This window comes from Paenibacillus sp. Y859, from assembly GCF_056786405.1.
The window spans coordinates 182,355-205,692 of sequence record NZ_JBXCIZ010000001.1; the positions used below are offsets into that span (position 1 = coordinate 182,355).

The 23,338-nt window shown below is 40.6% G+C and carries 24 protein-coding genes; 4 read left to right on the top strand and 20 right to left on the bottom strand.

Annotation, left to right across the window (positions count from 1 at the left end; all coding sequences use genetic code 11):
- Positions 1 to 110: 110 nt before the first annotated feature.
- The 7 genes from AC1TO8_RS00995 to AC1TO8_RS01025 form a co-directional block, all read right to left on the bottom strand.
- Positions 111 to 1,043, bottom strand: coding sequence for an SPFH domain-containing protein (locus AC1TO8_RS00995; RefSeq protein ID WP_482053757.1), 933 nt, complete (start codon positions 1,041 to 1,043; stop codon positions 111 to 113).
- Positions 1,043 to 1,477 (bottom strand): NfeD family protein, encoded by a 435-nt coding sequence (locus AC1TO8_RS01000; RefSeq protein WP_482053758.1) that lies wholly within the window; start codon positions 1,475 to 1,477, stop codon positions 1,043 to 1,045. Before AC1TO8_RS01000 ends, AC1TO8_RS00995 begins: the two co-directional genes overlap by 1 nt.
- 217 nt (positions 1,478 to 1,694) lie before the next feature.
- Positions 1,695 to 2,777, bottom strand: coding sequence for a lactonase family protein (locus AC1TO8_RS01005; protein ID WP_482053759.1), 1,083 nt, complete (start codon positions 2,775 to 2,777; stop codon positions 1,695 to 1,697).
- A 25-nt stretch (positions 2,778 to 2,802) separates the two neighbouring features.
- On the bottom strand, positions 2,803 to 4,134 hold the full coding sequence (gene nagZ, locus AC1TO8_RS01010; RefSeq protein ID WP_482053760.1) for a beta-N-acetylhexosaminidase: 1,332 nt from the start codon (positions 4,132 to 4,134) through the stop codon (positions 2,803 to 2,805).
- Positions 4,135 to 4,213: 79 nt separating this feature from the next.
- Entirely contained in the window at positions 4,214 to 4,861 is a 648-nt protein-coding gene (gene bshB2 / locus AC1TO8_RS01015) for a bacillithiol biosynthesis deacetylase BshB2 (RefSeq protein WP_482053761.1), read from the bottom strand.
- Between the two features lie 70 nt (positions 4,862 to 4,931).
- Positions 4,932 to 5,276 (bottom strand): YojF family protein, encoded by a 345-nt coding sequence (locus AC1TO8_RS01020; protein WP_482053762.1) that lies wholly within the window; start codon positions 5,274 to 5,276, stop codon positions 4,932 to 4,934.
- A gap of 199 nt (positions 5,277 to 5,475) precedes the next feature.
- Entirely contained in the window at positions 5,476 to 6,075 is a 600-nt protein-coding gene (locus AC1TO8_RS01025; RefSeq protein WP_482053763.1) for a nitroreductase family protein, read from the bottom strand.
- Positions 6,076 to 6,304: 229 nt separating this feature from the next.
- On the opposite strand from AC1TO8_RS01025, the gene AC1TO8_RS01030 reads away from it, so the two are divergent.
- Both AC1TO8_RS01030 and AC1TO8_RS01035 read left to right on the top strand, forming a co-directional pair.
- Positions 6,305 to 6,910 (top strand): pentapeptide repeat-containing protein, encoded by a 606-nt coding sequence (locus AC1TO8_RS01030; protein WP_482053764.1) that lies wholly within the window; start codon positions 6,305 to 6,307, stop codon positions 6,908 to 6,910.
- 179 nt (positions 6,911 to 7,089) lie between these two features.
- Complete coding sequence (locus tag AC1TO8_RS01035) at positions 7,090 to 7,242, top strand: hypothetical protein (RefSeq protein ID WP_482053765.1); 153 nt, start codon at positions 7,090 to 7,092, stop codon at positions 7,240 to 7,242.
- A 130-nt stretch (positions 7,243 to 7,372) separates the two neighbouring features.
- Here AC1TO8_RS01035 and map read toward each other — a convergent pair whose 3' ends face one another.
- Entirely contained in the window at positions 7,373 to 8,125 is a 753-nt protein-coding gene (map, locus tag AC1TO8_RS01040; RefSeq protein ID WP_482053766.1) for a type I methionyl aminopeptidase, read from the bottom strand.
- A gap of 109 nt (positions 8,126 to 8,234) precedes the next feature.
- Positions 8,235 to 9,863 carry an S-layer homology domain-containing protein gene (locus AC1TO8_RS01045; protein ID WP_482053767.1) on the bottom strand — a complete coding sequence of 543 codons (1,629 nt, stop codon included), beginning with the start codon at positions 9,861 to 9,863 and terminating at the stop codon, positions 8,235 to 8,237.
- Between the two features lie 235 nt (positions 9,864 to 10,098).
- Between AC1TO8_RS01045 and AC1TO8_RS01050 the strand changes: the two genes are divergently transcribed.
- Positions 10,099 to 10,851, top strand: a complete 753-nt coding sequence (locus tag AC1TO8_RS01050) for a stalk domain-containing protein (RefSeq protein ID WP_482053768.1) — start codon at positions 10,099 to 10,101, stop codon at positions 10,849 to 10,851.
- A 72-nt stretch (positions 10,852 to 10,923) separates the two neighbouring features.
- Here the strand turns inward: AC1TO8_RS01050 and AC1TO8_RS01055 are convergent, their stop codons facing one another.
- Positions 10,924 to 11,484, bottom strand: coding sequence for a GNAT family N-acetyltransferase (locus AC1TO8_RS01055; protein ID WP_482053769.1), 561 nt, complete (start codon positions 11,482 to 11,484; stop codon positions 10,924 to 10,926).
- Positions 11,485 to 11,621: 137 nt separating this feature from the next.
- Between AC1TO8_RS01055 and AC1TO8_RS01060 the strand changes: the two genes are divergently transcribed.
- Entirely contained in the window at positions 11,622 to 12,986 is a 1,365-nt protein-coding gene (locus tag AC1TO8_RS01060) for a TrkH family potassium uptake protein (RefSeq protein WP_482053770.1), read from the top strand.
- Positions 12,987 to 13,058: 72 nt separating this feature from the next.
- On the opposite strand, the gene AC1TO8_RS01065 is transcribed toward AC1TO8_RS01060, so the two are convergent.
- The 10 genes from AC1TO8_RS01065 to AC1TO8_RS01110 all read right to left on the bottom strand — a co-directional run bounded on the left by AC1TO8_RS01065 (position 13,059) and on the right by AC1TO8_RS01110 (position 22,670).
- Positions 13,059 to 13,733: a response regulator gene (locus AC1TO8_RS01065; protein WP_482053771.1), complete on the bottom strand. Its 675-nt coding sequence runs from the start codon at positions 13,731 to 13,733 to the stop codon at positions 13,059 to 13,061.
- Positions 13,730 to 14,569: a sensor histidine kinase gene (locus AC1TO8_RS01070; protein ID WP_482053772.1), complete on the bottom strand. Its 840-nt coding sequence runs from the start codon at positions 14,567 to 14,569 to the stop codon at positions 13,730 to 13,732. The genes AC1TO8_RS01065 and AC1TO8_RS01070 overlap by 4 nt, the downstream gene beginning before the upstream one ends.
- 365 nt (positions 14,570 to 14,934) lie before the next feature.
- Complete coding sequence (locus AC1TO8_RS01075; RefSeq protein WP_482053773.1) at positions 14,935 to 16,041, bottom strand: Gfo/Idh/MocA family protein; 1,107 nt, start codon at positions 16,039 to 16,041, stop codon at positions 14,935 to 14,937.
- Positions 16,042 to 16,064: 23 nt separating this feature from the next.
- Complete coding sequence (locus AC1TO8_RS01080) at positions 16,065 to 16,796, bottom strand: ThuA domain-containing protein (protein ID WP_482053774.1); 732 nt, start codon at positions 16,794 to 16,796, stop codon at positions 16,065 to 16,067.
- A gap of 44 nt (positions 16,797 to 16,840) precedes the next feature.
- Positions 16,841 to 18,004, bottom strand: coding sequence for a Gfo/Idh/MocA family protein (locus AC1TO8_RS01085; protein ID WP_482053775.1), 1,164 nt, complete (start codon positions 18,002 to 18,004; stop codon positions 16,841 to 16,843).
- Positions 18,001 to 19,044 (bottom strand): LacI family DNA-binding transcriptional regulator, encoded by a 1,044-nt coding sequence (locus AC1TO8_RS01090; protein WP_482054469.1) that lies wholly within the window; start codon positions 19,042 to 19,044, stop codon positions 18,001 to 18,003. Before AC1TO8_RS01090 ends, AC1TO8_RS01085 begins: the two co-directional genes overlap by 4 nt.
- A gap of 104 nt (positions 19,045 to 19,148) precedes the next feature.
- A complete protein-coding gene (locus tag AC1TO8_RS01095; protein WP_482053776.1) occupies positions 19,149 to 19,817 on the bottom strand; it encodes an SGNH/GDSL hydrolase family protein in 669 nt (222 codons plus the stop codon).
- Entirely contained in the window at positions 19,818 to 20,612 is a 795-nt protein-coding gene (locus tag AC1TO8_RS01100; protein WP_482053777.1) for an ABC transporter ATP-binding protein, read from the bottom strand.
- A complete protein-coding gene (locus AC1TO8_RS01105; protein ID WP_482053778.1) occupies positions 20,612 to 21,526 on the bottom strand; it encodes an ABC transporter permease in 915 nt (304 codons plus the stop codon). Before AC1TO8_RS01105 ends, AC1TO8_RS01100 begins: the two co-directional genes overlap by 1 nt.
- 94 nt (positions 21,527 to 21,620) lie before the next feature.
- Positions 21,621 to 22,670, bottom strand: a complete 1,050-nt coding sequence (locus tag AC1TO8_RS01110) for an ABC transporter substrate-binding protein (RefSeq protein WP_482053779.1) — start codon at positions 22,668 to 22,670, stop codon at positions 21,621 to 21,623.
- Positions 22,671 to 23,338: the final 668 nt, after the last annotated feature.

Genomic DNA, 23,338 nt, shown 5'->3' on the forward strand with positions numbered 1-23,338 from the left:
TTACCCTCCATATGTATACAGTAATATAATATTATCAAGATAAATTGAAAGAAGCCAAACCCTTCAAGAGGAATTTGGCTTCTTTCAATTTATATTGACATGAATATGACTTATTTCTTAGATTTAAATATTTCCCCGATAGCACCTAGACTGCCAAGAATCTCAACAGCATTCGAAGGAATAAACACTTTATTAGCAGGTCCTTTAGAAATCTCAGTTAGCGCTTCGAAAGAACGATACGCAAGAACATTCTCGTCAAGACCAGCTTCACGAATCATCTCTATACGATTCTTCTCTGCTTGTGCAACAGCCAAGATCGCCTTCGCTTCACCAATAGCTTCTAGCTCTTGAGCCTGACCTAATCCTTCAGCTTCACGGATACGTGCTTCCTTATCCCCTTCGGCTTTTAGAATTTTACTCTGCTTATCACCTTCAGCACGAAGAATCATGTCTTGCTTAGCAGCTTCTGCTTCAAGAACGATAGCACGTTTACTACGTTCAGCCTTCATCTGCTTATCCATCGCTTCTTGAATATCTCTTGGCGGCTGAATATCAATAACTTCAACCCGCTCAATCCGTACGCCCCACTTCTCTGTCGCTTCATCCAAAGCAACACGGATCTCTAACGATATTTTCTCACGTCCAGATAACGTTTCATCCAACTCCATCTTACCGATGATCTGTCTCATCGTTGCAGTAGATATGTTACGTACACCATACACGTAGTCAGATATCCCGTATGTAGCTTGATCCGGTCCAACGACTTGATAGAATATAATCGTATCAATTTCTACTTGTACGTTATCTTTGGTAATAACCGTTTGCGGAGGCACATTCGCCTGTTGAATACGCAAATCATGGTATACCCGTACATGATCAATCACTGGAATAAGAATATTTAATCCTGGATTTAATAAACGATGAAACTTACCAAGTCGCTCTACAACGCCAACACGTTGTTGTGGTACGATCTTGATAGTCAACGAAATAAAAACAACGACAATAGCGAGAATAATTAGAACAATTACCCAACCATACTCCATTAAGAAACCCCTTCCCATTTGTGGACTTCTAAGACAGTGGTACCACGTTGTACAATAATGACAATTTCATCTTTGCGTAAAAGCTGATCTGAGGAAGCACTCCATGTTTCGTTGCCAACCTTCACGATACCATTCTTACTGACGTCAATTTCTTCAATAACAATTCCTTGCTTGCCGACTAATTCATCAATAACATCCGTGAAACCATCCGATTTACGCATAAATTTGGTCAATGGTTTCGTGAAGAAGGTCAACACCAGTGCTACAATACAACCAAATAACGCCTGAACGAAGAATAAGTCAGGTACTACCAGAGCAATAAGTGCTGCCGCAATCGCCCCGATGCCAATCCATAACAGGTAAAAGGTTAATGTCAGCATCTCCACGACAAACAGAATAACTCCGATGACGAGCCAGATTGCCCATAGTTCCATTGATCTCACCACCTTTTGCTGGATTATATGGAACCCATCAAACAATTATTACTCGCATTATAAGAGGATATTCAAAAAGTCACCTTTTGAATCCGCATTATAATAAAATGCGCTTTCAATAGTTGTTATCACCTCTTATTGGTTCCTTATCTCAGTATACATTATATCGGTATGTGGTGTATTTATTTATTGTGAAATTAGTAACTCATGGAGGATATTACATATAAAAAGGCTTAACACATACTGGCTTAGACACCGTTACGCTATCGCCTGTATATTGTATTATTCCCGACTCTTGGTCAACTCGGAATATCGTAATATTGTTCGTATCTCTATTAGCTACAAAAAGATAGTCACCTTTAGGTGTAAATTCGAAATGACGCGGATGTGCTCCTTCTACGGATACATGTTCTACAAGTGTCAGCTTACCCGTCACTTCATCAAAGGCATACACCACCATACTATCGTGACCACGATTGGAACCATATACAAATTTACCATCTTGTGAAATCAATATTTCTGCACAACCATTGTCCCCTTCAAAATCTGCTGGTAGTGTCGGTACAGTCTCTCGTTCGCTTAATTTACCATGCTCAGCATCATAATTGAAAGACGTAATCGTTGAGTCAATCTCATTAATCACGAAAGCATATGCTCCATTCGGATGAAATGTTAGATGTCTTGGTCCAGCAGCTGGTTGCAGCTTCACAATTCCTTGTTTAATTAACTGTTGCTTGTCCTCATTAATACTATACGCTTGAATAAGGTCTAATCCGAGATCCTGTACGAAAAAGAATCTGCCATCAGGACTAAAGAAAGAGGAATGCGGATGTGGCCGATCTTGACGTTCAGCGAGTACACCTTTTCCTTCATGCTGCGCAACATCCAATAATTCTCCCAAACTACCATCTTCTTTGAGAGAGAATAGACCGATCATCCCCCCGTGGTAGCTAGTAACCGTAAGATACTTCCCTTCTGAATCCCGTTGGATATGGCATGTCGGCGCACCTACACTATCCTTGCGCTGAATGAGCTTCAGTGATCCTGTTATTGGTTCCACTGCGAATTCTACGATCTCACCAATCTTGGTACCTTCCGCGGATTTCGACTCTGAAATAGCATATAGCTTATGTTTAATATGATCCACATTTAAAAAGGTTGGATTCTGCAGTCCAGCAACCTCATCAACGAGTGTTAATTGCCCTGTTCCTTCATCAAAGGTATATACATAAATACCGTTATCTGCCGATTCAGCGTATGAACCTACGAATACGAACAACTTCCCATCATGAACTACCATTAATAACTCCTCCTAATTGTCTTCATCATTTATTAGTTTGTCCAACCTTATTAACTATTTTTTGTATGTCCGCATTTAGTGCCTGAACATCTGGACCTTTGGCAGGTTCATTACTCAATCCGTACTTTTCTTTAAGCTTCAATATTGTATACACTCGATTGTTTAATAGCTCATCTGAAATCTTACCGTTCTTCACAGCATCTGTCAAAGCGTCTATAACCGCTATCCCCTTCTCAACATCATGACCGACGAGCACAATATTTGTGCCTGCAAGTACCGATTGGACAGCAGATTGAGGAAGATCATAATGGTCAACGATGGCTCCCATGGTCATATCATCTGTCATGACAACACCACTGAACCCCAACTCCGCACGAAGGATTTCTGTAATAACGACCTTAGATAATGACGCTGGGAAATCCGGGTCTACTTTTGGCATTAGAATATGTGCAATCATAACGACTTCTGCCCCTTGATTAATGGCATCTTGGAATGGAAGAAGTTCAAGTCTGCGCAAACGATCCAGACTATTCTCGACAATAGGTAAGCCAATATGAGAGTCCACTGACGTATCTCCGTGACCCGGGAAATGCTTCACTACGGGTACAACTCCTTGGGATTGAATGCCATGCATAGTAGCGATACCAAGCGAGCTAACTACCTCTGCCTGATTCCCAAAAGAACGATCCCCAATGACAGGATTATTAGGATTACTATGAATATCAAGCACTGGAGCAAAGTCCATATTCAATCCAAACCCCTGTAATTCTCGACCAAGGATTTGTCCGATTTCATTAGAAAGCTTAGCATCATTCTTCTTCCCAATCACTTTATTCGTAGGTAACTTCATAAATTCTTTGGGCATTCGCGTCACTCGGCCACCCTCTTCATCCACACTCATCCAGAGTGGAACTTTATTGACCTCATTACTGAGTTTTAGATCATTAAATAACCGTAACGCTTGCTGCGTTGACTCCATATTATCTTTATAGAAAATAAAACCTCCGACATGATAATCTTCAATAAATGTTTCACTATCCTCATTATTTATCGTTCCATCTATGCCAACGACAACCAGTTGGCCTATCTTTTCGTCTGTACTCATACTATTCAAGAGATCTTCTACAGGATCAGTGGGTTCGATTGGGACTTCCTCCGGCAAGATACCTTCATCCTCAGATTGTTGTGGCACTTTAGTGCCTTCACCCGCATCCGTTGTTTGATCATCTGGTGCTATATGATTCGTATTCGTTGAAGAATCGAGTTGACCCACATCCTTACTATTACCCGAACTACAACCACCAAGAACTAGCATGACACATATGACGGTTAATCCAATACTCCATTTAATATTCAACCTCAACCTCATCTCATCACCAACCTCTTATATTTAAAAGAAGACGAACCTCCCATTCACAGGAAATCCGCCTTGTGCTTTAAAAAGAATAAGTCCAAAATCGCTCTGTTCCGAATCTTTCTTTCATTTCTTCACTCTCTACCATGTGAGGGTCCGTAGGTAATTGCCACTGAGAACGATGCGATTGTATCGATCCTAGCTTTTGCTTCAGAAAAGGAATGACATCATTCTTAACATCTGGCTCACCTAATATTTGCTCGCAGCCCTTGGTAAATGCTAGGCAGTGGACAACAGGTCTTTGTTCCTTTGGCATCTTAGCAATCGTTCGAATAACAGCTGCTCCAGTAGCATCATGATCGGGATGCACGCTATACTTCGGATGAAAGGTTATGACAAGAGATGGGTTCAATTCGGTTATTAAGGCAGCTATTCTTTCACTCATTTGCTCATGATCTTCAAATTCAATCGTTTTATCATGGTAACCCATCATTCTAATATCTGTTATTCCTATATGCTGACAAGATTCCTCTAGTTCTAATCTGCGAATCTGAGGAAGTGTGACACGGTTAGCGAATAGTGGATCACCCATACTACGGGCCATCTCTCCTAAAGTTAAACAAGCATACGTTACAGGAGTTCCTTCACTAATATATTTGGCTAATGTTCCTGAGAGACCAAAACATTCATCATCAGGATGAGGTAGTACTACTAATATATGACGTTCCATTTGGTTGTACCTTCTTTCTCTGGACGGTTTATGAATCTCTGTCGTGCTTGGCTTGACCATCCATTTCTAGTTAAAATGGTTCTTTACTTAGTTGGAGTGATACGACCAACTTCCCATCATGATCATGACCAGCAAGGATGAGACGTTCTTCATCACTTTCATCCCAGTGAGTTAGTCCTTGTGAATACACCCATCCTTGCTCCATCTTCAGTCCTACACGAAAAGGACCATCACCTTCAATCGAACCTAGCGAATATCGAATCACTCCATTACGGATAAATGTCGATGCAGTGAATTTGGACTTATCATTGTGAGAAGCATAAGCTCCTGTTGTCATCTCTAGATGAATATACAGATCTTGGTCTTTGAATTGCTCAATAACCCGTTGAACGCGTGTCTGATCTATGAGTTGCATCTCTTCTACTCCCCCATTATGAGTCTATAGTAAAACTATTATAGTCCACATTATACCCTATTTCAAAATAATCAAGTAGAACCGGCTGTACCGTCCTTTTTCAAAAAGATTGTACTTTCTTATATTTCAAAAAAAGCCAGACCCTCTCTTCGTAAAAGAAAAGGAGAATGGCTTCTTTATTTATGTGATAACTTGCAATTTAGTTAAATACTAAAACGCGGTCTTCTAGTGGTTGGAATTGTTTCTCACCAGCAGGAGCAAGTGGTTTACCAAATGGCATTTGACCAAGAAGCTTCCATGATGCTGGAATGTTCCAAGTTGCTTTCACTTCATCATCGATAAGGGGATTGTAATGTTGCAAAGATGCACCCAACCCTTCGACTTCTAGAGCAGTCCACACAACCAATTGGAGCATACCTGCGGATTGTAGTGACCAGATCGGGAAGTTATCTGCATACGTTGCGAATGACGTTTGAAGCCCTTCAATAACATCTTGATCCTCAAAAAATAATATCGTACCATATCCATTGCGGAACATCGTCATTTTCTCAGCCGTAGGAGTAAATTGATCTTCTGGAACAATTTTTTTTAGAGTATTCTCTGTAATATTCCAAAGCTTATCATGTTGTTCCCCTAGAAGAACAACCACTCTTGCTGTTTGTGAGTTAAAAGAAGATGGTGTATGTTTTACAGCTTCATTAACGATTTCGTGAATTCTTTCATCGGACACAACAGATTCTTTACTAATTGCATAAATCGAACGTCTATTCTTAATGGCTTCCAAAAATTCTAATGACATTATTAAAGCTCCCTCCTAAATGTTATCTACTTACTTTTATATCATATCTTATTTCTTATCAGAACACAACACATTACTATGCCTCCATTGCCAGTTTGTATTCACATGAGTGAATCATCACTTCGAAGAGGATCCGCAATCTGTAATTTTCACAGAAACATCATATTTAATCTTCATAACAATAAGTATTATATTATTAGTATAATGTACATTATAGGAGATGATCATCATGTTTCAGCATGTAGATAAGAATTACACCAACATTGACTTTAGCAACTCTGACCTACGCTATGGAGAACTTCGCAACTGTACCTTCGAAGACTGTACTTTCCGTGGTACACCATTAGAAGAGGTATTGACCACAGGTTGTCTATTTATTAATTGTGATTTTACGAATGCCACTCTTAATTCCTCTCAACATCATGGTTCGGCATTTACCAATTGTAAATTTCACGAGAGCAACTTATTTGTGTCTAAATTCATAAATTGTAAGATGATTGGATCGGATTTCTTCAAGGCTAGAATGGATGGAATAACCATTGAAGAAGGTGATTGGTCTTACACTAATCTTCGGCATGTTAACTTAGGCAAACAAAATTTACGTAAAGTAAGGTTCTCAGAAGCTGATATGTATGGAGCTAACTTAGAAAAAGTTGACTTCAGAGATGCTGATTTAACACGAGTTCAATTAGGAAAAGCAAATATCCGGAGTGCTGATCTTCGAGGGGCCATTCTAGATGGAATTGATTTTAAAGCATTAGATATAACGGGGGTTAAAATGGACCTTCACCAAGCCGTTACTTTTACGCGAGCTTTTGGTGCGAAAATTGATTAGTTTATAATACGTCGAAGAACATAAATAAAGGCGATTTTTCATTCAGAATAGAATGAAAAATCGCCTTTATTCAAAATATAAGAAAGCACTCATTTCTGCTAAAATAGATGCAGAAAGTACATTTAATTAGCAGGAAAAGTAGGGATAGAGAGAATTAGTTGTATAAACTACAGTTAAAAATGACAATAACGCTGAAATGTGGAGTTTCCAGTAATTTAGATGTCCTCCATGCAACTAAAGTTAGCTTCCAAGAGATTGGGTTGATTTTAGATGTACTTATTACAGCTATAATAGTGAATGGTGATGACGAAATTGTCCTGAAGAAGCGGTAGCGTTCGCCTACAAGCGTGCCTACGGTAAGCTACTTCGGAAGCAAATGCTTTGTCCTCTGATTTCAACCGCTATGCGGTATACAATCAAGAAATCGGAGGGCAACAGCAATCGGAAGGACAATCCGTCATCTTAAACACCTTGCTCAGTCAGTATAATAGGACCTTCTGCCGTAATGGCTATCGTATGTTCATACTGTGCAGATAATCCACCATCCAGTGTTCTTGCTGTCCAACCATCATCATCTAATTTACTACGATAAGTCCCGGTGTTGATCATAGGCTCAATCGTAATAACCATGCCTTCTTTAAGTCTTGGACCTAGATTAGGCGGTCCGTAATGGGGAACTTGGGGATCTTCATGCATATCCATACCAATTCCATGTCCAATGAATTCTCTAACGACAGAGAAACCCTCTGCTTCAGCATACACTTGAATACTGTGTGAAATATCTCCGATTCGATTACCGATGACTGCCTTCTCGATCCCTCTGTATAGAGATTCCTTCGTTACATCCATAAGCTTCTGTGACTGCTCAGATACTTGACCTACAGCGTAAGACCAAGCAGAATCTGCTAACCATCCGTTTAAATTGACGACCATATCAATGGTCACGATGTCCCCTTCTTTTAACTTCGTATGAGAAGGAAATCCATGACAAATAACGTCATTGACGGATGCACAAGTCGCAAAACGATAACCATTGTATCCCTTTTGTTCAGGAGTAGCCCCGTTCTTAATTATAAATTGTTCAGCGAATCGATCGATCTCCAATGTTGTAATTCCAGGAACGATCATCTTGCTAATTTCTCGATGACACGCAGCTAATATATCACCAGCAAGCTTCATCTTCTGAATCTGTTCTTTCGTCTTAATTGTAATCATGTTCTTATCCCTCATTCTATTATGGTCTTCTTATTATAACCAAACTTTCCACTATGGTGAAAAAATTTAAGTCGCTAATATAAAATTATACATCTTATCCTCAAAGTATTCAAAAATCCACCAATGATTCATAGGATGAAAACTTGCTAACATTTCTCAGGGCAGACCAAATATCAAGCGTCTCCGAACCCATATACCAATAGGCATACCCTGCAATACCTTTAGTAGCAATCATTTGAGCTTTAAGTGAGAGCGAACGACTGTCTTCCACCCATATGCTATGCTTCGTTCCCTGTTTCGTATATGTGGCTATAAACTGACCTGTTATATCATTCCATACAAGCTTAGCTTGTAAATTTCGGATAAGTTGACCCTGTCGCTCCAAAGTTAAATCCTCGGACAAGACACCTTGTTTAGATGTAGACCAATCACGCGTATATAAGGGTAGTGCCGCTATGACTTTATTCGAAGGAACAGATTTCAGCAATGTATTCAATGCTTTCTCAAGCCATGGCAATGAAGATACCGACCCGGCTATCGGGGATTGTCCCCAATGCTCATCATAACCCATAAGAACGACATAATCAGCAGCGGCACCGAGTTTCGCATAATCAAAAGCTTCTGTCCAATCACTCCCAAGGTCAGGGGATACATCCATGGATAGAACTGCTCCTTCCCTATGTAGTGCATAAGATAACTCAACTATAAAAGATGTTAAATACTGACGATCCACGGGATTTACATTTTCAAAGTCAACATTAATCCCATCCAGACCATATTTCCTCACAGACGTAGTCAATTGCTGTATGACGCTTCTTCTCATTGTAGAATCAGTCAACATATCATGTGTTAACTCGGCATCCGAACGATTTCCGAACATGGCCCATATTTTCTTCTGATGTTGTTTAGCATAAGTTAGGAGTTGGGAGTCCGTCTTATCTGATACGATCCCATTATTCTGTAAGAAATACCATCTTGGAGTCAACGTATTGATATTGGAAGCGTTGATCTGATCTATAAATTCCGCTGTTGTACTGTCATACTGCCAGCCCATCTGAATCGTAGGTTCTGATAGTCCTTCCGTAATCTCCACTCCGAATGAACTGCTCAGAACCCGATCCAATACGACTGCCGTTTCTTGTCTAGTCATGTCATCATTTGGACGAAATTCGTTACCTTGCCCAATCATAAGTTTATTCTTCTCGATCATGGTTACATAAGGTACCGCCCATTTAGCGATATCACCAGCATCAGCGAAAGTAGGATAACTATCATTTGCTGTTTTCTTTAACTTGACTGCCCGAGTAATAATCGTCGCGACCTCTTGCCGGCTAATCGATTTTTGAGGTTCGAATCTCCTAAGACTAGTCCCATCCACAATGCCCAAGTTGAACCCAGCCTGTACCCAACCAGCATACCAATTCCCTTTACGAACATCCGTAAAGGGGGCAATATCATTATCTACCTGTTCTAATTGTAATAGACGAACGATCATCGTTATAAATTCGGCTCGCGTCACAGGTTGTTGTGGCTCAAATGTGCGCTCAGCCTTACCATTAATAATATTTAGCTTAGCTAATCGAATAATCTCCTTCTGAGCATAGCTATTTGTAATATCATCGAAAGGTAATGCGCTACTCATTGGTTTTGCTATGGCGACGGGTATCGTGGTAAACGCTACAAATATCATTACAATTAGCATTAGCGTCAACATCTTATATAATCGGTTCATTCTCATGAGAAAAACCTCGCTTTTTTTAATAGAATAGATAACTCTTCTATCCTATCAAAATTAAGCAAAGGCTTTTATGATCAAATAATGGAAGAATTATAGAGGTTGTTCAGAATAGACGTTCTTACTATATGAGAAGATTATGATCATGGAATGTTTCACCACTCCTTGCCGAAATTTTCAACCTGTTGTATTATGAGGGACTATGATACATATTATTACATTGGAGGGAAATTAAATTTTGAAAATCAAAATGAAGAGAACAGCACTTATTGGATCGGCACTTGTTTTGTTATTAACATTTTCAGCAGGAGCTTCAGCAGCATCGACATTAGAGAAAATCCAAGCGAACTTGAATCATGGAATATCCTTTTTGTTAGATGGTGAGGCTTGGACTCCGAAAGATCCTAATGGAAACAAGTTAACTCCTATCAGCTACAAAGGTACTACATACGTCCCTCTTAAATCCGTAGCTGAAGCTACAGGTGTCGATGTTGGTTGGGATGCAGCGAAACAACGGATTTCACTAACTACTACAACGTCTACATCTGGTAATACAAGCACCGGTGAAAGAGTTCCGTTTAGCGTAGACAATGTCTCTCATGTGAAATGGAGTGTTGCTACTAACGGAATCACTCGTAATAAGGACGATTTATTGTTTGGAGATACACAGTACAGTGAAGCTTTTATGGTTAGTGGTGTGAATAGTGCCGGTCAAGGTGTAGCCTTTAAAGTTAAAGCAGGCACAACTAAAGTAGGCGTGCTCATCGGATTTAAAAGCTCTGTCACTGACAAAGCAGTTACCGGATCTTATACTATTACCGACAACGAGGGACAAGCATTAGCAACTGGACTGATCAATGACAATGCGTTAGTTGATAATGTCCTGGTATTGCCGAAAAATACGACTGAGCTAAAAGTGACTTTCAAGGGGCCAGCTGGAGAAAAATCGAAGGGCTATATCATTTGGGATGAAAGCTGGTTAGAAAAGTAGTTAACTGAAGCACTAGTCATTGAATACAGAAAAGCCCTGCCAGCATTTAAGTGGACAGGGCTTTTGCTTACCTTAATAAAGGGCCTTAACCATATGATAGTATAGGTGACCGTTAATCGGGATCTCCTTGTCTACTTTAAATCCTGATCTTTGGTACAAGTAGTAGGCTCCAATATTATCTTTAATAACGGCAAGTGCTATTTTGGAGAATTGTCTCTTTCTCGCTTCACTCTCTACAGCAAGCATTAATTCTGTGCCAATACCACGTCTACCGTATATAGGGGATACAGATAAGGTATCTATATAATACTCATCCTCATCAGCTTCTTTATCTAGCACGAAACTTGAATCGTTCTTTAATTGACGTAAGTAATCAACGATCGGTTGATCCAATATGTTAGCATCCGAGCCTGCGTAAGATACGACAGCCCCACCTACTACACCATCCACTTCTTTAACTATAATCTGCTGATAACTTAAACGTCCCTCTTCTTGAACGAAAAATTTCTCTAGAACATTTAGAGCATCTATTTCGTGATCTTGACCTGTCAATTGATGGGCAATATCATGCAAGGCATCATAAAGCAAGCGTGATACGAATGGTGCATCTTCTTTTTTTGCGGGTCTTAACATCTTATATTCCTCCATACTTTTACGTGTTGAACTTAAATTATAACCCATCAAAAAAAATAATGGGAATTAGGGACTGTTTTATGAAAGGTGGGTACACTATAATAATAAGAATGACATTCTAGAAAGCGAGTTTTGCAATGGATATATTAAAAAAAAGGAAGCTATTTCGCTACCTATTAACACCTCCAAAAATTTTAGTCATCGGTTTCGCATTGATCATATTCATAGGCGCTATTCTCTTATCACTACCTGCCGCTTCTTCCACAGGGGTAGCATTATCCTTTGTAGATGCTTTGTTTATGGCTACATCAGCCACCTGTGTAACAGGGCTTGCTGTTATTGATCCCGGAACACAGCTATCTTTATTCGGAGAAATTGTGATGCTAAGCCTTTTTCAAATTGGTGGGTTAGGGTTTACGACCATGGCTACGTTAATTGCTCTAGTATTTAACAAGCGCATATCGATCAAAGAACGCTTAATTTTGCAACAAGCTATGAATCATGGAAGTATGGAAGGTATCGTGCGATTAATGCGCAAAGTCATCTTCTACTCCCTGACGATTGAACTCATCGGAGCTGCACTTCTAGCTATTCGTTTTTCTTTGGACATGCCTATCATTCAAGCGATGTATTATGGCGTATTTCATAGCATTTCTTCGTTCACCAACGTAGGTTTTGATATCCTTGGAACGATTCATGGACCTTTTAGTAGCTTTAGTCCTTATGTTAATGATCCGTTTGTTAATCTAATCCTTATGCTACTCATATTTCTAGGTGGTATTGGCTTTATTGTTATATCCGATCTTCTTGGATTTCGCAAATCGAGAAAACTATTATTACATAGTAAAGTCGTTCTCACAGTGTCCGTTGCTCTTATTGTGGTGGGTACTATCGTTATTTATATTTTCGAATACACAAACGTACATACGCTTCAAGCACTGAGCCAAACTGACAAGATCTTCGCATCTGCATTACAATCAGTTACAACACGTTCTGGTGGAATCAGTACACTTGACATCCCAATGTTACGTCAGTCCACACAGTTCTTTATGATTATATGGATGTTCATTGGTGCAGCACCAGGCTCAACGGGTGGTGGAATTAAGGTTACTACCTTTGCCATTCTCATTGGTGCAGTGTACACCATGGCCCGAGGCAGAGAGGACGTTGTATTCTTTCGCAAGCGAATTGCGAAGGATGTCGTCTACAAGGCCATTACACTTACACTATTGTCATTCCTGCTTGTTATCGCCTTTACCATGTTATTGTCTGTCACAGAAGACCGTCAATTTCTAACTCTTCTATTCGAGACGACCTCAGCCTTTGGAACAAGTGGTCTTTCTATGGGAATCACGCCCGATCTTTCATCCTTTGGAAAGGGGTCGATTACCTTCCTTATGTTCTTAGGCCGACTTGGGCCTCTGACATTAGCCTATGCTCTAACTCCAAAGGCAAAAAAGGAATCGTTCCGATATCCTGAAGGTAAAATTACGATTGGGTAAATGAAAGAACACCAAAGTGCTTCAAGTTCCCTTATAGGATCTTGAAGTTTTTTTGGCACAAGAGGAGAAGATTCAAGTACGTTTGCGTTTAGAGAACAATCCTTGCTTGCGACTAACCAATCCTTTTTCAAGTGCATAACGAGTTAATTGCACACGATTCTCAAGATGTAACTTGTGTAAAATATTCTTCAGATGATTCTTAACCGTAAGATCTGATATCCCTAGTTGCGTTCCAATCTCCTTATTTGTCATTCCTGAAGCAACCCAATTTAATATTTCTCTTTCTCTAGCAGTTAACGGAATATGCTCCTCGCTAGCCAAGGAAGTCGGAAATTCCTTCAATATTTGAAAAGCCAGTTCCCGACTAAGTGGGGCATCCTCTCTCATGATGGCATGCAAATATTCCAACCACGTTGATGGGGACAGATTCTTCAGCAAATATCCTTGTGCGCCCTGCTTCAAAGCTTCAAATAAATGTGCTATGTCATCAGAAACAGTGATCATTACTATTTTGACATAAGGAAATTGTAATTTGATAATCCGAGTTGCCTCAAGCCCACCCATTTCCTTCAAATGAATATCCATTAAGATCAGATCAGGCATAAGTCGCTCCGTTAGGACAATCGCTTCTTCAGCACTTGACACCACACCTATGACTTCAAAATCACTATCTACTGCTAATATTTCGGTAATCGCTTCCCTCGCATGTTGTGAATCATCGACAACGATGACACGATATAAACTCACGATCTGGTCATCCCCTTTCTAATCTCGATGATTGTTCCGTTAGCAACGCTAGGTAGGGACACTGTCCAACCCAGTTCCTGCGCTCTTTCCTTCATAATCCTCATACCATAACGATTCTTATGTACATTGGGGTCCTCTTTGATCCCTACACCGTTATCTTGTATACGAACATGCCATGATTGATCTGATCCTTCACCACGAATGGAAACTGTTGTAGCTTTTGCGTGCTTCGTAATATTAATGAGTGCTTCTCGAATGCAAGCTAGCATCTCAATTTTATGCTTTGTATTTAAACATGAATCGGGAATGGTCCATTCAATAACAGGTTGTAAAGTTAATGTCTCTTCTGCAATCTGTATGATCCGTGCTTTCATGGTGTCTTCATATCTATTATCCTCTATTGTTGCTGGATATCGTAAATTTGTAATCGCTTGACGAACATATCGATCCACTTCGTGAACTGTTTTTCGAATTTCATGTATTTCTTCAATGTCCCCTGCGTTGGTTCTTTTAGAATGAGCAGTATCTAATTGTACTGACAACAAAAATAATGACTGTGCCATCCCATCATGTAGCTCTCTTGCCAAATGATCCCTCGCTTCAAATGCCGTCTTCTCCGCACGTTCATGGTTCAATTCCTCTTGGCTATGTTCTAGCATCCGAAATAGAGGCACCAATAACGTTAGACTGATAAGATACACAATCACAGGTGTCAGTATATTACCCATCTCCATGGAGATGGATGGTAATAAGAAGCTGTGTCTTATATACTCCCATAAACCAACGGTTAACGTAGGTAGAAATAGAATTAACCACTTTATCTGTTTGTACGACATCTTGCCCTCCCTAGTAGAAACGGCTTCGCCATCCTTTTTCAAGGACGGTACCCGGTTCAGCAGAAATATAAGGAATAGAGTATCAAGAATCAATTTCATAATTACGCAACCCGATATAACTGCATCGGCGATTATGAAATTGATTCAAGTGAAACTTATGCTTTCTTATATTTTTAACCGTTCACGTAAAGTAAACACCAACATAACACCCGTGACTTCTGTCATGAGTTGTTGATTCATTATAACGAATAAGCCTCGCAAATACATCTAATGAACTCCAATCTAGCTTCTGGATTCATTTAACAATGCACTCAAACAACCTCACTACGGGTTACAGGCCGTAGTGAGGTTGTTATATACCGGAATCAGTTATCTAACGTAAAAGGTGCGAGATCTTGCTGCATAGGGCGTGGTCTAGTACATGTACTTTGCATGTCATAATGTTTCTGTTCATCTGAAGAATCATGGAATGCCCACATTGCTTCTAGCACATGATATGCTAATTCCCCACTTGCCCGATGTGGCCGCCCACTTTGGATGGCGTATGCCATATCAGCCGCGGCAATTCCTCGCGTATTCTCTATATAACCAAATAATAGCGGTTGTTCAATCCATTCCGACTCACCCATTAGGCGATATTTCACAACTCCACCGAAGTTATTGGGATCCGGCACTTGAAGTGTCCCCTTCGTACCATAAATCTCAATTGGAGGCAGAGTACTTCCACCAAATATGTCAAAGCTCATAATAAGAGTTCCTATGGCTCCTTCTTCAAATTCCATTACACCTGCTACATGGGTTGGAATTTCAACAGGAATTACGTTACCACTCTTCTTCTCACTAGTAATAACTCTCTCATTTAAAGCCTTTCCTGTAATTCCTGTAATCCGTTTAATTGGACCAAGCAGTTGAACAAGTGCCGTTAAATAATAGGGCCCCATATCGAACATTGGCCCCCCTCCTGCTTGATAATAAAACTCAGGATCAGGATGCCATCCTTCATGACCACGACTCATCATAAATGCTGTAGCTGCAATAGGCTTACCAATCAAGCCATCATTAACAAGTTGGAGGGCTGTCTGAATACCTGCTCCATAGAACGTTTCTGGTGCACATCCAACAAGCAGCCCCTTCTCCTTAGCAACTTGCAACACCTTCTGACCTTCATCTCTCGTGACAGCAAGTGGTTTCTCCACGTAAACATGCTTGCCTGCCTCCAATGCTTGTAGACATACCGAAGCATGAACAGCAGGGATTGTGAGATTAATAACCAATTGAATATCTGGATCTGCCAACAGCTCTTCAGGAGTATATGCTTTAGGAATATCATACTCTGAAGCTTTTTCTTGAGCCCTTTGAATATCTATATCAGCACATGCAACTAGATCAATAACCTCGAATTTCTTACAGTTTTCCATATAAATACTACTTATTTTCCCGCACCCGATAATTCCTACAGTTATTTTTCCCACAATGATGTTTCCTCCCGATTGCATTAATAGTTATTATCTACCATTCCAGTGTAAGATTGATGTTGTGCCGAAGCACCATTCTTTTGTTCAGATACTAATTTACCCTCTGCTGCCCAGATGAACCCACGGCGCATCATTTCTGTCACCGGTGGCATCTCAACAATATCGGCATGATGTCCTAAAGAATTGTAGAACACTCTGCCACTCCCCCATCGTTTCGTCCAAACGACTGGCATTTCAACGGCTCCATTAGCAGAATGAGGTCCTGGAACAATGGGAAACATTGTGGACGCTAAAACTTCTACCGCCGGATCTACATGAAGATAATATTGCTCACTCTTCACCTGAAAGTCCTCTATCCCCTCAAGCAGCATACTAGAGCTATATTTCAGATTAACAGTGTATTCAACGCCATCATTTCCTGGATGAGCAACCCATTGCCCACCCGTCATGAACTGCCAATCGACATTGGTACGGAAGGAATCGCACATCCCACCGTGACAACCCGCAATCCCAACACCATTCTGTACCGCTTTCAGGACATTCTCTGCATACTCACTCTTAATCTCACCCATCGTCCATACAGGAACAATGAGATCCAATCCAAGAAGCTTCTCTTGATCAGCAAATGATTCCAATGTATCCGAAATCTCTACATCGAATTGTTCTTTCTCTAGAATACCTTTGAATACGTGAGCAACTTGTTCAGGTTCATGACCATCCCAGCCTCCCCATACGATTAGCGCTTTTCTCATATTGAACACTCCTAAAAGTTTTTTTGAAACTCTACTTCTTTAGTTTACATTTCTGAAATAGATACCCAGCGCCGCTCTTCGACTGAACGTTCAACCGCTTCCAACACAGCTTGACATTTCACTCCATCATGAAAATTCGGTGAAGGTTGTCTATCTTCATCTATAGCATTCATAAGCTCCAACATTTCATGTGTAAACGTGTGTTCAAATCCGATCGTATGCCCAGTTGGCCACCAAGCTTCCGAATAAGCATGTGCAGGATCCGTTGCCAGTACACGTCGGAACCCTTGTACGTCCTCGTCATCATCCGTGAAATATACTTCCAGTTCATTCATCCGCTCGAAGTCAAACTTCACGCTTCCTTTACTACCATTAATCTCGAATGAATTGGTGCTTCGATGTCCCGCAGCAAATCTCGTTGACTCGAAAGACCCGATGGCACCATTTACAAAACGAGTCATGAACAACGTTGCATCATCTACTGTGACCTCTCCCATAGGACCGTCAGTACTTCCTTTGGCGCTTAACCCGGTCATTTCACTAGCCAGTGGTCGTTCACGAATGAACGTCTCGCTCATGCCGATAACCTCTTGCATGTCGCCTACTAGGTAGTGTGCGAAATCAATAAGATGTGCTCCTAGATCACCATGCGATCCTGAACCGGCAATCTCCTTCTGAAGGCGCCATACCAATGGAAAAGTTGGATCTATAATCCAGTCTTGAAGAAACCACGCTCGGAAATGATAAATCTCTCCTAATCGACCGCTCTCAATTAACTTCTTCGCTAATTGAATAGCTGGTGTGAAGCGATAATTAAAGCCGATCATATGCTTAATTCCAGCTTTCTCAGCAGCAACCAACATTTCTCGAGAATCTGCTAAAGTTAACGCTAATGGCTTTTCACAGAAAATATGTTTCCCCGCTTGTACAGCAGCCAGTGCAATTTCCTTATGAACATTACTAGGTGCATTAATATCGATCAGATCAATATCATCTCGTGCAATTAATTTCCGCCAGTCCGTCTCAATCTCTGCCCATCCAAATTGCTCAGCGGCCTGTTGAACTGCGACCTCATCACGCCCACAGATGACCGACATTTTCGGTTTCAGTTTAGCATTTGGGAAGAACATCGGAAGTGCACGATAAGCATTGCTATGTGCTTTACCCATAAATTTGTATCCTACCATACCAATACGAAGTTGCTTCATTCCAATTCCTCCTTTGATTTGGCACTACTAGATTCTCTTACGATTAACTCTGTCGGTAGTTGAATGCGGAAGTCATCCAGCATTACTGACGATTGTTGTAGACGGTTCAATAGATTCTCGGTAGCGACTTGACCCATTTTATAAAAAGGTACCTTAACACTACTCAATGAAGGCGCTGTCACTTCAGCCGAATCTGAATTATCATACCCTACCATTCCCGGAAGCTCATTCCATGGTATACCAAGTTCTCTTAATCCTTGTTGTAAGCCAATAGCCATTCGATCATTTGATGCAAATATAGCATCTACATCATTCAACATCTCATGAACCGATGATGCAGCTATATAACCGCTCTTGCGGCTAAAGTTACCTGTGAACAATAGTGACTCTTTAACCTCTAATCCATGTTCCTGTAATGCTCGCTGATATCCTTCATAACGATCTCGACTGTTGGAATATACTGTAGGCCCATTTATAAAGGCGATACTTTTATATCCCTGATGAATCAGATGTTTGACAGCATCATAACTCCCTTTCATATGAGTGGCATCCACTTCACTGAAAGTCTCTCCATCATAATGCTGGTTAATTAAGCAGAAATGTCTATTTTCCTTTTTCAACTGTTGTAATGCTTCTATTTCCACTTCATTATCTTTAGCACCTAGTATGATCAGTGCGTCAACCTTACGAGTATGGAATAGTTGTGAATAGTTCATCACATCATCTATAGGTCTGAACAATAATAATAGATCATATCCATATTCGTGAGACTTACTCCCAATTCCACTCAGTATTTCCGATAAGAAATAGGTTGAGAACAAATTGACCTTAGGCACATAAGGAAGGATGACACCTATGTTCCCACTTCTACTAGTAGCAAAGTTTCGCGCGAGCGAGCTTGGAGTATAATTCAATTCCTTTGCTGCAGCGATAACTCTTTGTCTTGTCTCATCCTTTATAGGACCAACGTTGTTAAGCACTCTTGATACGGTTGCTTCAGACACCTTAGCTAGCTTTGCAACCTCCTTACGGGATGCGATAACAAGCCCTCCTTATTCAATGATGTACACGCGTACATTTTCTCATGTGATGATCCAGATGTCAATAGTACATCAAGGATCTTCACCCAACTTAATTCGATCTGCTACTTCCTATTCTTCACGCTCTTTATCCATTCATTCGCAATAAGCTGATGACCCGCTGGAGTCGGATGAATACCATCCCATATCCAATACGATTCGTCTGCTTGATGACATGCATCATTGAAGGGCTCTTGTAGCGGAACATAAATGGTGCCATAGGTTTCAGAGATTCTCTTCGCAGCTTCTTGTCTTTGGCGAACTTCATCGTTCCATTCTTTCCAGTTATCCTTCACTTTCCCCGTCGCTGGTAGAATGAATGGCTCACAAATAACAAATTCAATATCCGGCAATTGGGATTTGGTTTCTTCGATTAGTAACTCATACACCTTCTCATACTTAACTGCGGATACTCCAGCTTGCGCAGAGAACCCCCTACCTACATCATTTACGCCAATAAGTATACTTAACACATCCGGCTTAAGGTTTAATGTATCTTCTTGCCAACGTCCAAATAAATCAACAATCCGATTTCCGCTTATACCTCGATTGAAGAACCGATATTGTTGTCCTGGCTGTTCATAACCTAAGAGACTTGCGATAAGAAAAGCATACCCGTGACCCATATCATGATTAATGTCTTGTTCCCGACCGCGTCCTCCATCGGTGATCGAATCCCCTTGAAATAAAATTCTTGCATCTTTATTGAACATAACAACACTCCCTATCTTCATTTAACCGAGTACTAGACGGTCGTCAGACAATTTATGTCCACTTATTTGTTCGAATTCACCAAGCAACTGCTCGACAGTTAGATCTTTCTTTCTCTCTTCATCAATATCTAATATGATTCGTCCACTATCCATCATAATAAGACGATTTCCTAGACGGATAGCCTGTTCCATATTATGAGTAACCATCAGCGTTGTCAGATTCATCTCTCGCACGATACTATCCGTCAATCGGGTAATTAATTCTGCCCGAGAAGGATCTAGTGCTGCGGTATGTTCATCAAGCAGTAAGATTTGAGGATTCGTGAATGTAGCCATAAGTAGACTTAGAGCCTGACGCTCCCCACCTGAGAGCATTCCCACTTTTGCATGAAGTCGCTCTTCAAGCCCGATACCAAGACGTGACAACTGTTCACGGAACAACGCTCGTTTACTAGCTTTCACTCCTAAAGCGAGCCCGCGTTTCTTGCCCCGTGCATAGGCCATAGCAAGATTCTCCTCGATGGTCATATAAGGAGCGGTCCCTGCCATCGGATCTTGAAATACTCGACCGATCCAACGACTCCGACTGTACTCTGGTAAGTAAGTGATGTCTTGATTCTCAATCTTGACATTTCCTGTATCTGGCTTCATTACGCCGGAAATAATATTCATTAAGGTAGATTTACCTGCGCCATTACTTCCAATAACTGTGACGAAGTCACCTGGTTTCAAATGTAATTGTATATCAAATAGAGCAATTTTCTCATCAGGTGTGGCTGGATTAAACAATTTAGCTACATGGTTTAACTGAAGCATTACACCCCACCTCCCATCGTTTGATCTTGACCGATATCCAATATTTCAGCCGAACGCTTCTTAGCCATCTTCTTCTGCTTCATCACACGTCGAGTCGATGGGAGCACGAGTGCCACGATAACAATAATAGCGGTAATAAGCTTCATATCTGAAGCTTCTAACCATTCAACCCGAAGTGCGAGTGCGACAACAACACGGTAAATGATAGAACCAAGAACGACGGAAATGATATGATGAATGACATTTTTAGCTCCAAACACGGCTTCCCCAATAATAACAGAAGCTAGCCCAATGACGATCATTCCTACGCCTCCAGATAAGTCAGCAAAAGAAGATTGTTGAGCGAGTAATGCCCCCGAAAGTGCTACTAATCCATTCGCTAGACTAATACCGATAATTTTGGTCAGATCAGTATTTGCACCAAAGCTTCGAATCATCCGATCATTATCACCAGTAGCTCTTAATGCTAGTCCCAGATCTGAATATAAAAAGCGACCCAATAAAGCTAACACGATGATGACAACAATCGGTATAAGCACGAGTGGCTTTACTGAAGTAAATATCGTATTCAATCCATAAACCGAGATATTAGGTTTACCCATAATTCTCATATTAATGGAATACAGGGCAATCATCATCAGAATACCGGACATGAGCCCATTAATTTTACCTTTTGTATGCAATAGGCCTGTACAGGCTCCAGCTGCGACTCCCCCAGCAAAACCCGAAAAACTAGCCAAAATAGGTGGATATCCATGAGTAATCATCACTGCCGCAATGGCTGCCCCTGTTGTGAAGCTACCGTCAACCGTTAAATCTGGAAAATCCAAAATTCGAAATGTAATATATACTCCGAGTGCCATAAATGCATATAACATCCCGGACTCTAACGCACCCCATAATGAGTCGATCATTATGATTACCTCCTCTTAGACGTAAAGGGAGTGGTCGATTCACATCGGCCACTCCATAACAATAATTTCTGAGTAGTACCTATTCAAACTATTATTACTGGATAATGTTTTCCTCTGCATCTTCTACTTGTGCCTTCATTTCATCCGTTACTTCGATCCCTTGTTCACCCGCAGCTTTTAAATTCAATATCAGATCCAACTTCTCTTGCATGCCCACTGGCATATCTCCAGGTTTCTTACCATTCTTCAGAATATCCACGGCCATTTGACCCACTTGATAACCATGATCGAAATATTTGAATCCAACTGTTGCAAATGCACCCTTCTCAACCGTATCGCGATCACTGGAGAAGAACGGAATATCCTTCTCATTGGCTACTTGAATGATCGCTTCTGCACCACTTACTACCCTATTATCTAATGTAATATAAAAGACATCTGCACGACCAATCAACGATTCTGCTGCCTGTTTCACTTCAGATGTATTAGTAACCGCAGCTTTAACTAGCTTTATATCGTGCTTAGCTAACGCTTCCCCTGCCAGTTTAGACATCATCACAGCGTTCGGTTCACCTTCATTGATAACGATTCCCACGCTTTTTACATTAGGGAAATTTCCCGCTATGAAATCCATCAGCTTGACGATTGCTTCAGGGTTCGTATCAGAAACCCCAGTTACAAGACCTCCAGGATTCTCTAAATCAGTTACAATCTTAGCATCCAGGGGATCTGTAACAGCTGCAAACAATATGTTCTTATCCTTAACTTGCTGTATAACCGTTTGAGCAGACGGTGTTGCAATAGCAAGAACGAGATCAGCATCACCCGAATTAATCTTCTGAGCGATGGTCATATTATTCGTTTGATCATCCTGTGCATTATTATAATCTAACTTTAGGTTATCACCCTCAGTAATTCCGGCATCTTTCAAGGCTTGCAAGAATCCTTCGCGGGTTGCATCCAAAGATGAGTGCTCTACGATTTGAGAAATGGCAATTTTGTAAGTTTTCTTATCCGTATTATCTTTGCTTCCAACGTCCGTTCCAGTGGTGTCATTCGTGCCTTTGGCCCCGTTATTTCCGCAAGCCACTGCTAGAATCATAATGGCAGACAACATAAGTGAGACCCATAGTTTCTTCTTCATTAAAAAACCCCTTTTCTAATGTACATATTTCATTACAAACTGCTCAGTAATCAACTAAAACAGACAAGCATCACCGCAGTTATGATACAACGCGCTAAAGCTTTGACTCAAGCAGAAACGGTTATACCTTTTTTTCAAGAAGTTTACGCTTCCGATGCTAGCAATACTTCGTATCGCTTTAAGGTATCCGTCTCTGCCGAAATATAAGAAGTTATTCCTAATAATATATGTCTCTACAATATCCGTCAATTGCTATATACCTCTCGCCCCTCTGTACTGCTCATTTAATCGAAAGCGCTCTCTTGTGATGAATAATAATAGTACCTGCAGAGTCATCGTGACCATCCTCTACAAAACGATCAACAATCAATTGTTAACCATACATTTCCAAGAAACAAATCCATAAGATCTATCTTCCTATTTTTATACGCATTGACATCAAGTCAAAAATTATATATGATTTCCCTATATTGTTTTTCTTTTAGAGAAAGTTCATAATTAAATATCTTCTACCTGTAAAGGGGAGTAGCTGTACAATAAAGTCGTCAATACGAGAGATCCTTCTCCGGCTTTATTGACAATTCACAACTGTTAGCGAGACCTTTACCAAGAAGTAGGCCCTTTTTAAAAGGCGTTTACTTTTTTGGTAAAGGTCTTTTTTGGTGTTA

Coding starts and splice junctions, on each gene's coding strand:
- AC1TO8_RS01080 (WP_482053774.1), bottom strand. CDS start 16,796: ATGAGAAAAGCGCTAATCGTATGGGGAGGCTGGGATGGTCATGAACCT.
- AC1TO8_RS01045 (WP_482053767.1), bottom strand. CDS start 9,863: ATGAGAATGAACCGATTATATAAGATGTTGACGCTAATGCTAATTGTA.
- AC1TO8_RS01105 (WP_482053778.1), bottom strand. CDS start 21,526: ATGATCGACTCATTATGGGGTGCGTTAGAGTCCGGGATGTTATATGCA.
- AC1TO8_RS00995 (WP_482053757.1), bottom strand. CDS start 1,043: ATGGAGTATGGTTGGGTAATTGTTCTAATTATTCTCGCTATTGTCGTT.
- AC1TO8_RS01085 (WP_482053775.1), bottom strand. CDS start 18,004: ATGAAGCAACTTCGTATTGGTATGGTAGGATACAAATTTATGGGTAAA.
- AC1TO8_RS01030 (WP_482053764.1), top strand. CDS start 6,305: ATGTTTCAGCATGTAGATAAGAATTACACCAACATTGACTTTAGCAAC.
- AC1TO8_RS01070 (WP_482053772.1), bottom strand. CDS start 14,569: ATGTCGTACAAACAGATAAAGTGGTTAATTCTATTTCTACCTACGTTA.
- AC1TO8_RS01005 (WP_482053759.1), bottom strand. CDS start 2,777: ATGGTAGTTCATGATGGGAAGTTGTTCGTATTCGTAGGTTCATACGCT.
- AC1TO8_RS01100 (WP_482053777.1), bottom strand. CDS start 20,612: ATGCTTCAGTTAAACCATGTAGCTAAATTGTTTAATCCAGCCACACCT.
- AC1TO8_RS01035 (WP_482053765.1), top strand. CDS start 7,090: ATGACAATAACGCTGAAATGTGGAGTTTCCAGTAATTTAGATGTCCTC.
- AC1TO8_RS01055 (WP_482053769.1), bottom strand. CDS start 11,484: ATGTTAAGACCCGCAAAAAAAGAAGATGCACCATTCGTATCACGCTTG.
- AC1TO8_RS01020 (WP_482053762.1), bottom strand. CDS start 5,276: ATGCAACTCATAGATCAGACACGCGTTCAACGGGTTATTGAGCAATTC.
- AC1TO8_RS01110 (WP_482053779.1), bottom strand. CDS start 22,670: ATGAAGAAGAAACTATGGGTCTCACTTATGTTGTCTGCCATTATGATT.
- bshB2 (WP_482053761.1), bottom strand. CDS start 4,861: ATGGAACGTCATATATTAGTAGTACTACCTCATCCTGATGATGAATGT.
- AC1TO8_RS01025 (WP_482053763.1), bottom strand. CDS start 6,075: ATGTCATTAGAATTTTTGGAAGCCATTAAGAATAGACGTTCGATTTAT.
- map (WP_482053766.1), bottom strand. CDS start 8,125: ATGATTACAATTAAGACGAAAGAACAGATTCAGAAGATGAAGCTTGCT.
- AC1TO8_RS01095 (WP_482053776.1), bottom strand. CDS start 19,817: ATGAAGATAGGGAGTGTTGTTATGTTCAATAAAGATGCAAGAATTTTA.
- AC1TO8_RS01060 (WP_482053770.1), top strand. CDS start 11,622: ATGGATATATTAAAAAAAAGGAAGCTATTTCGCTACCTATTAACACCT.
- AC1TO8_RS01000 (WP_482053758.1), bottom strand. CDS start 1,477: ATGGAACTATGGGCAATCTGGCTCGTCATCGGAGTTATTCTGTTTGTC.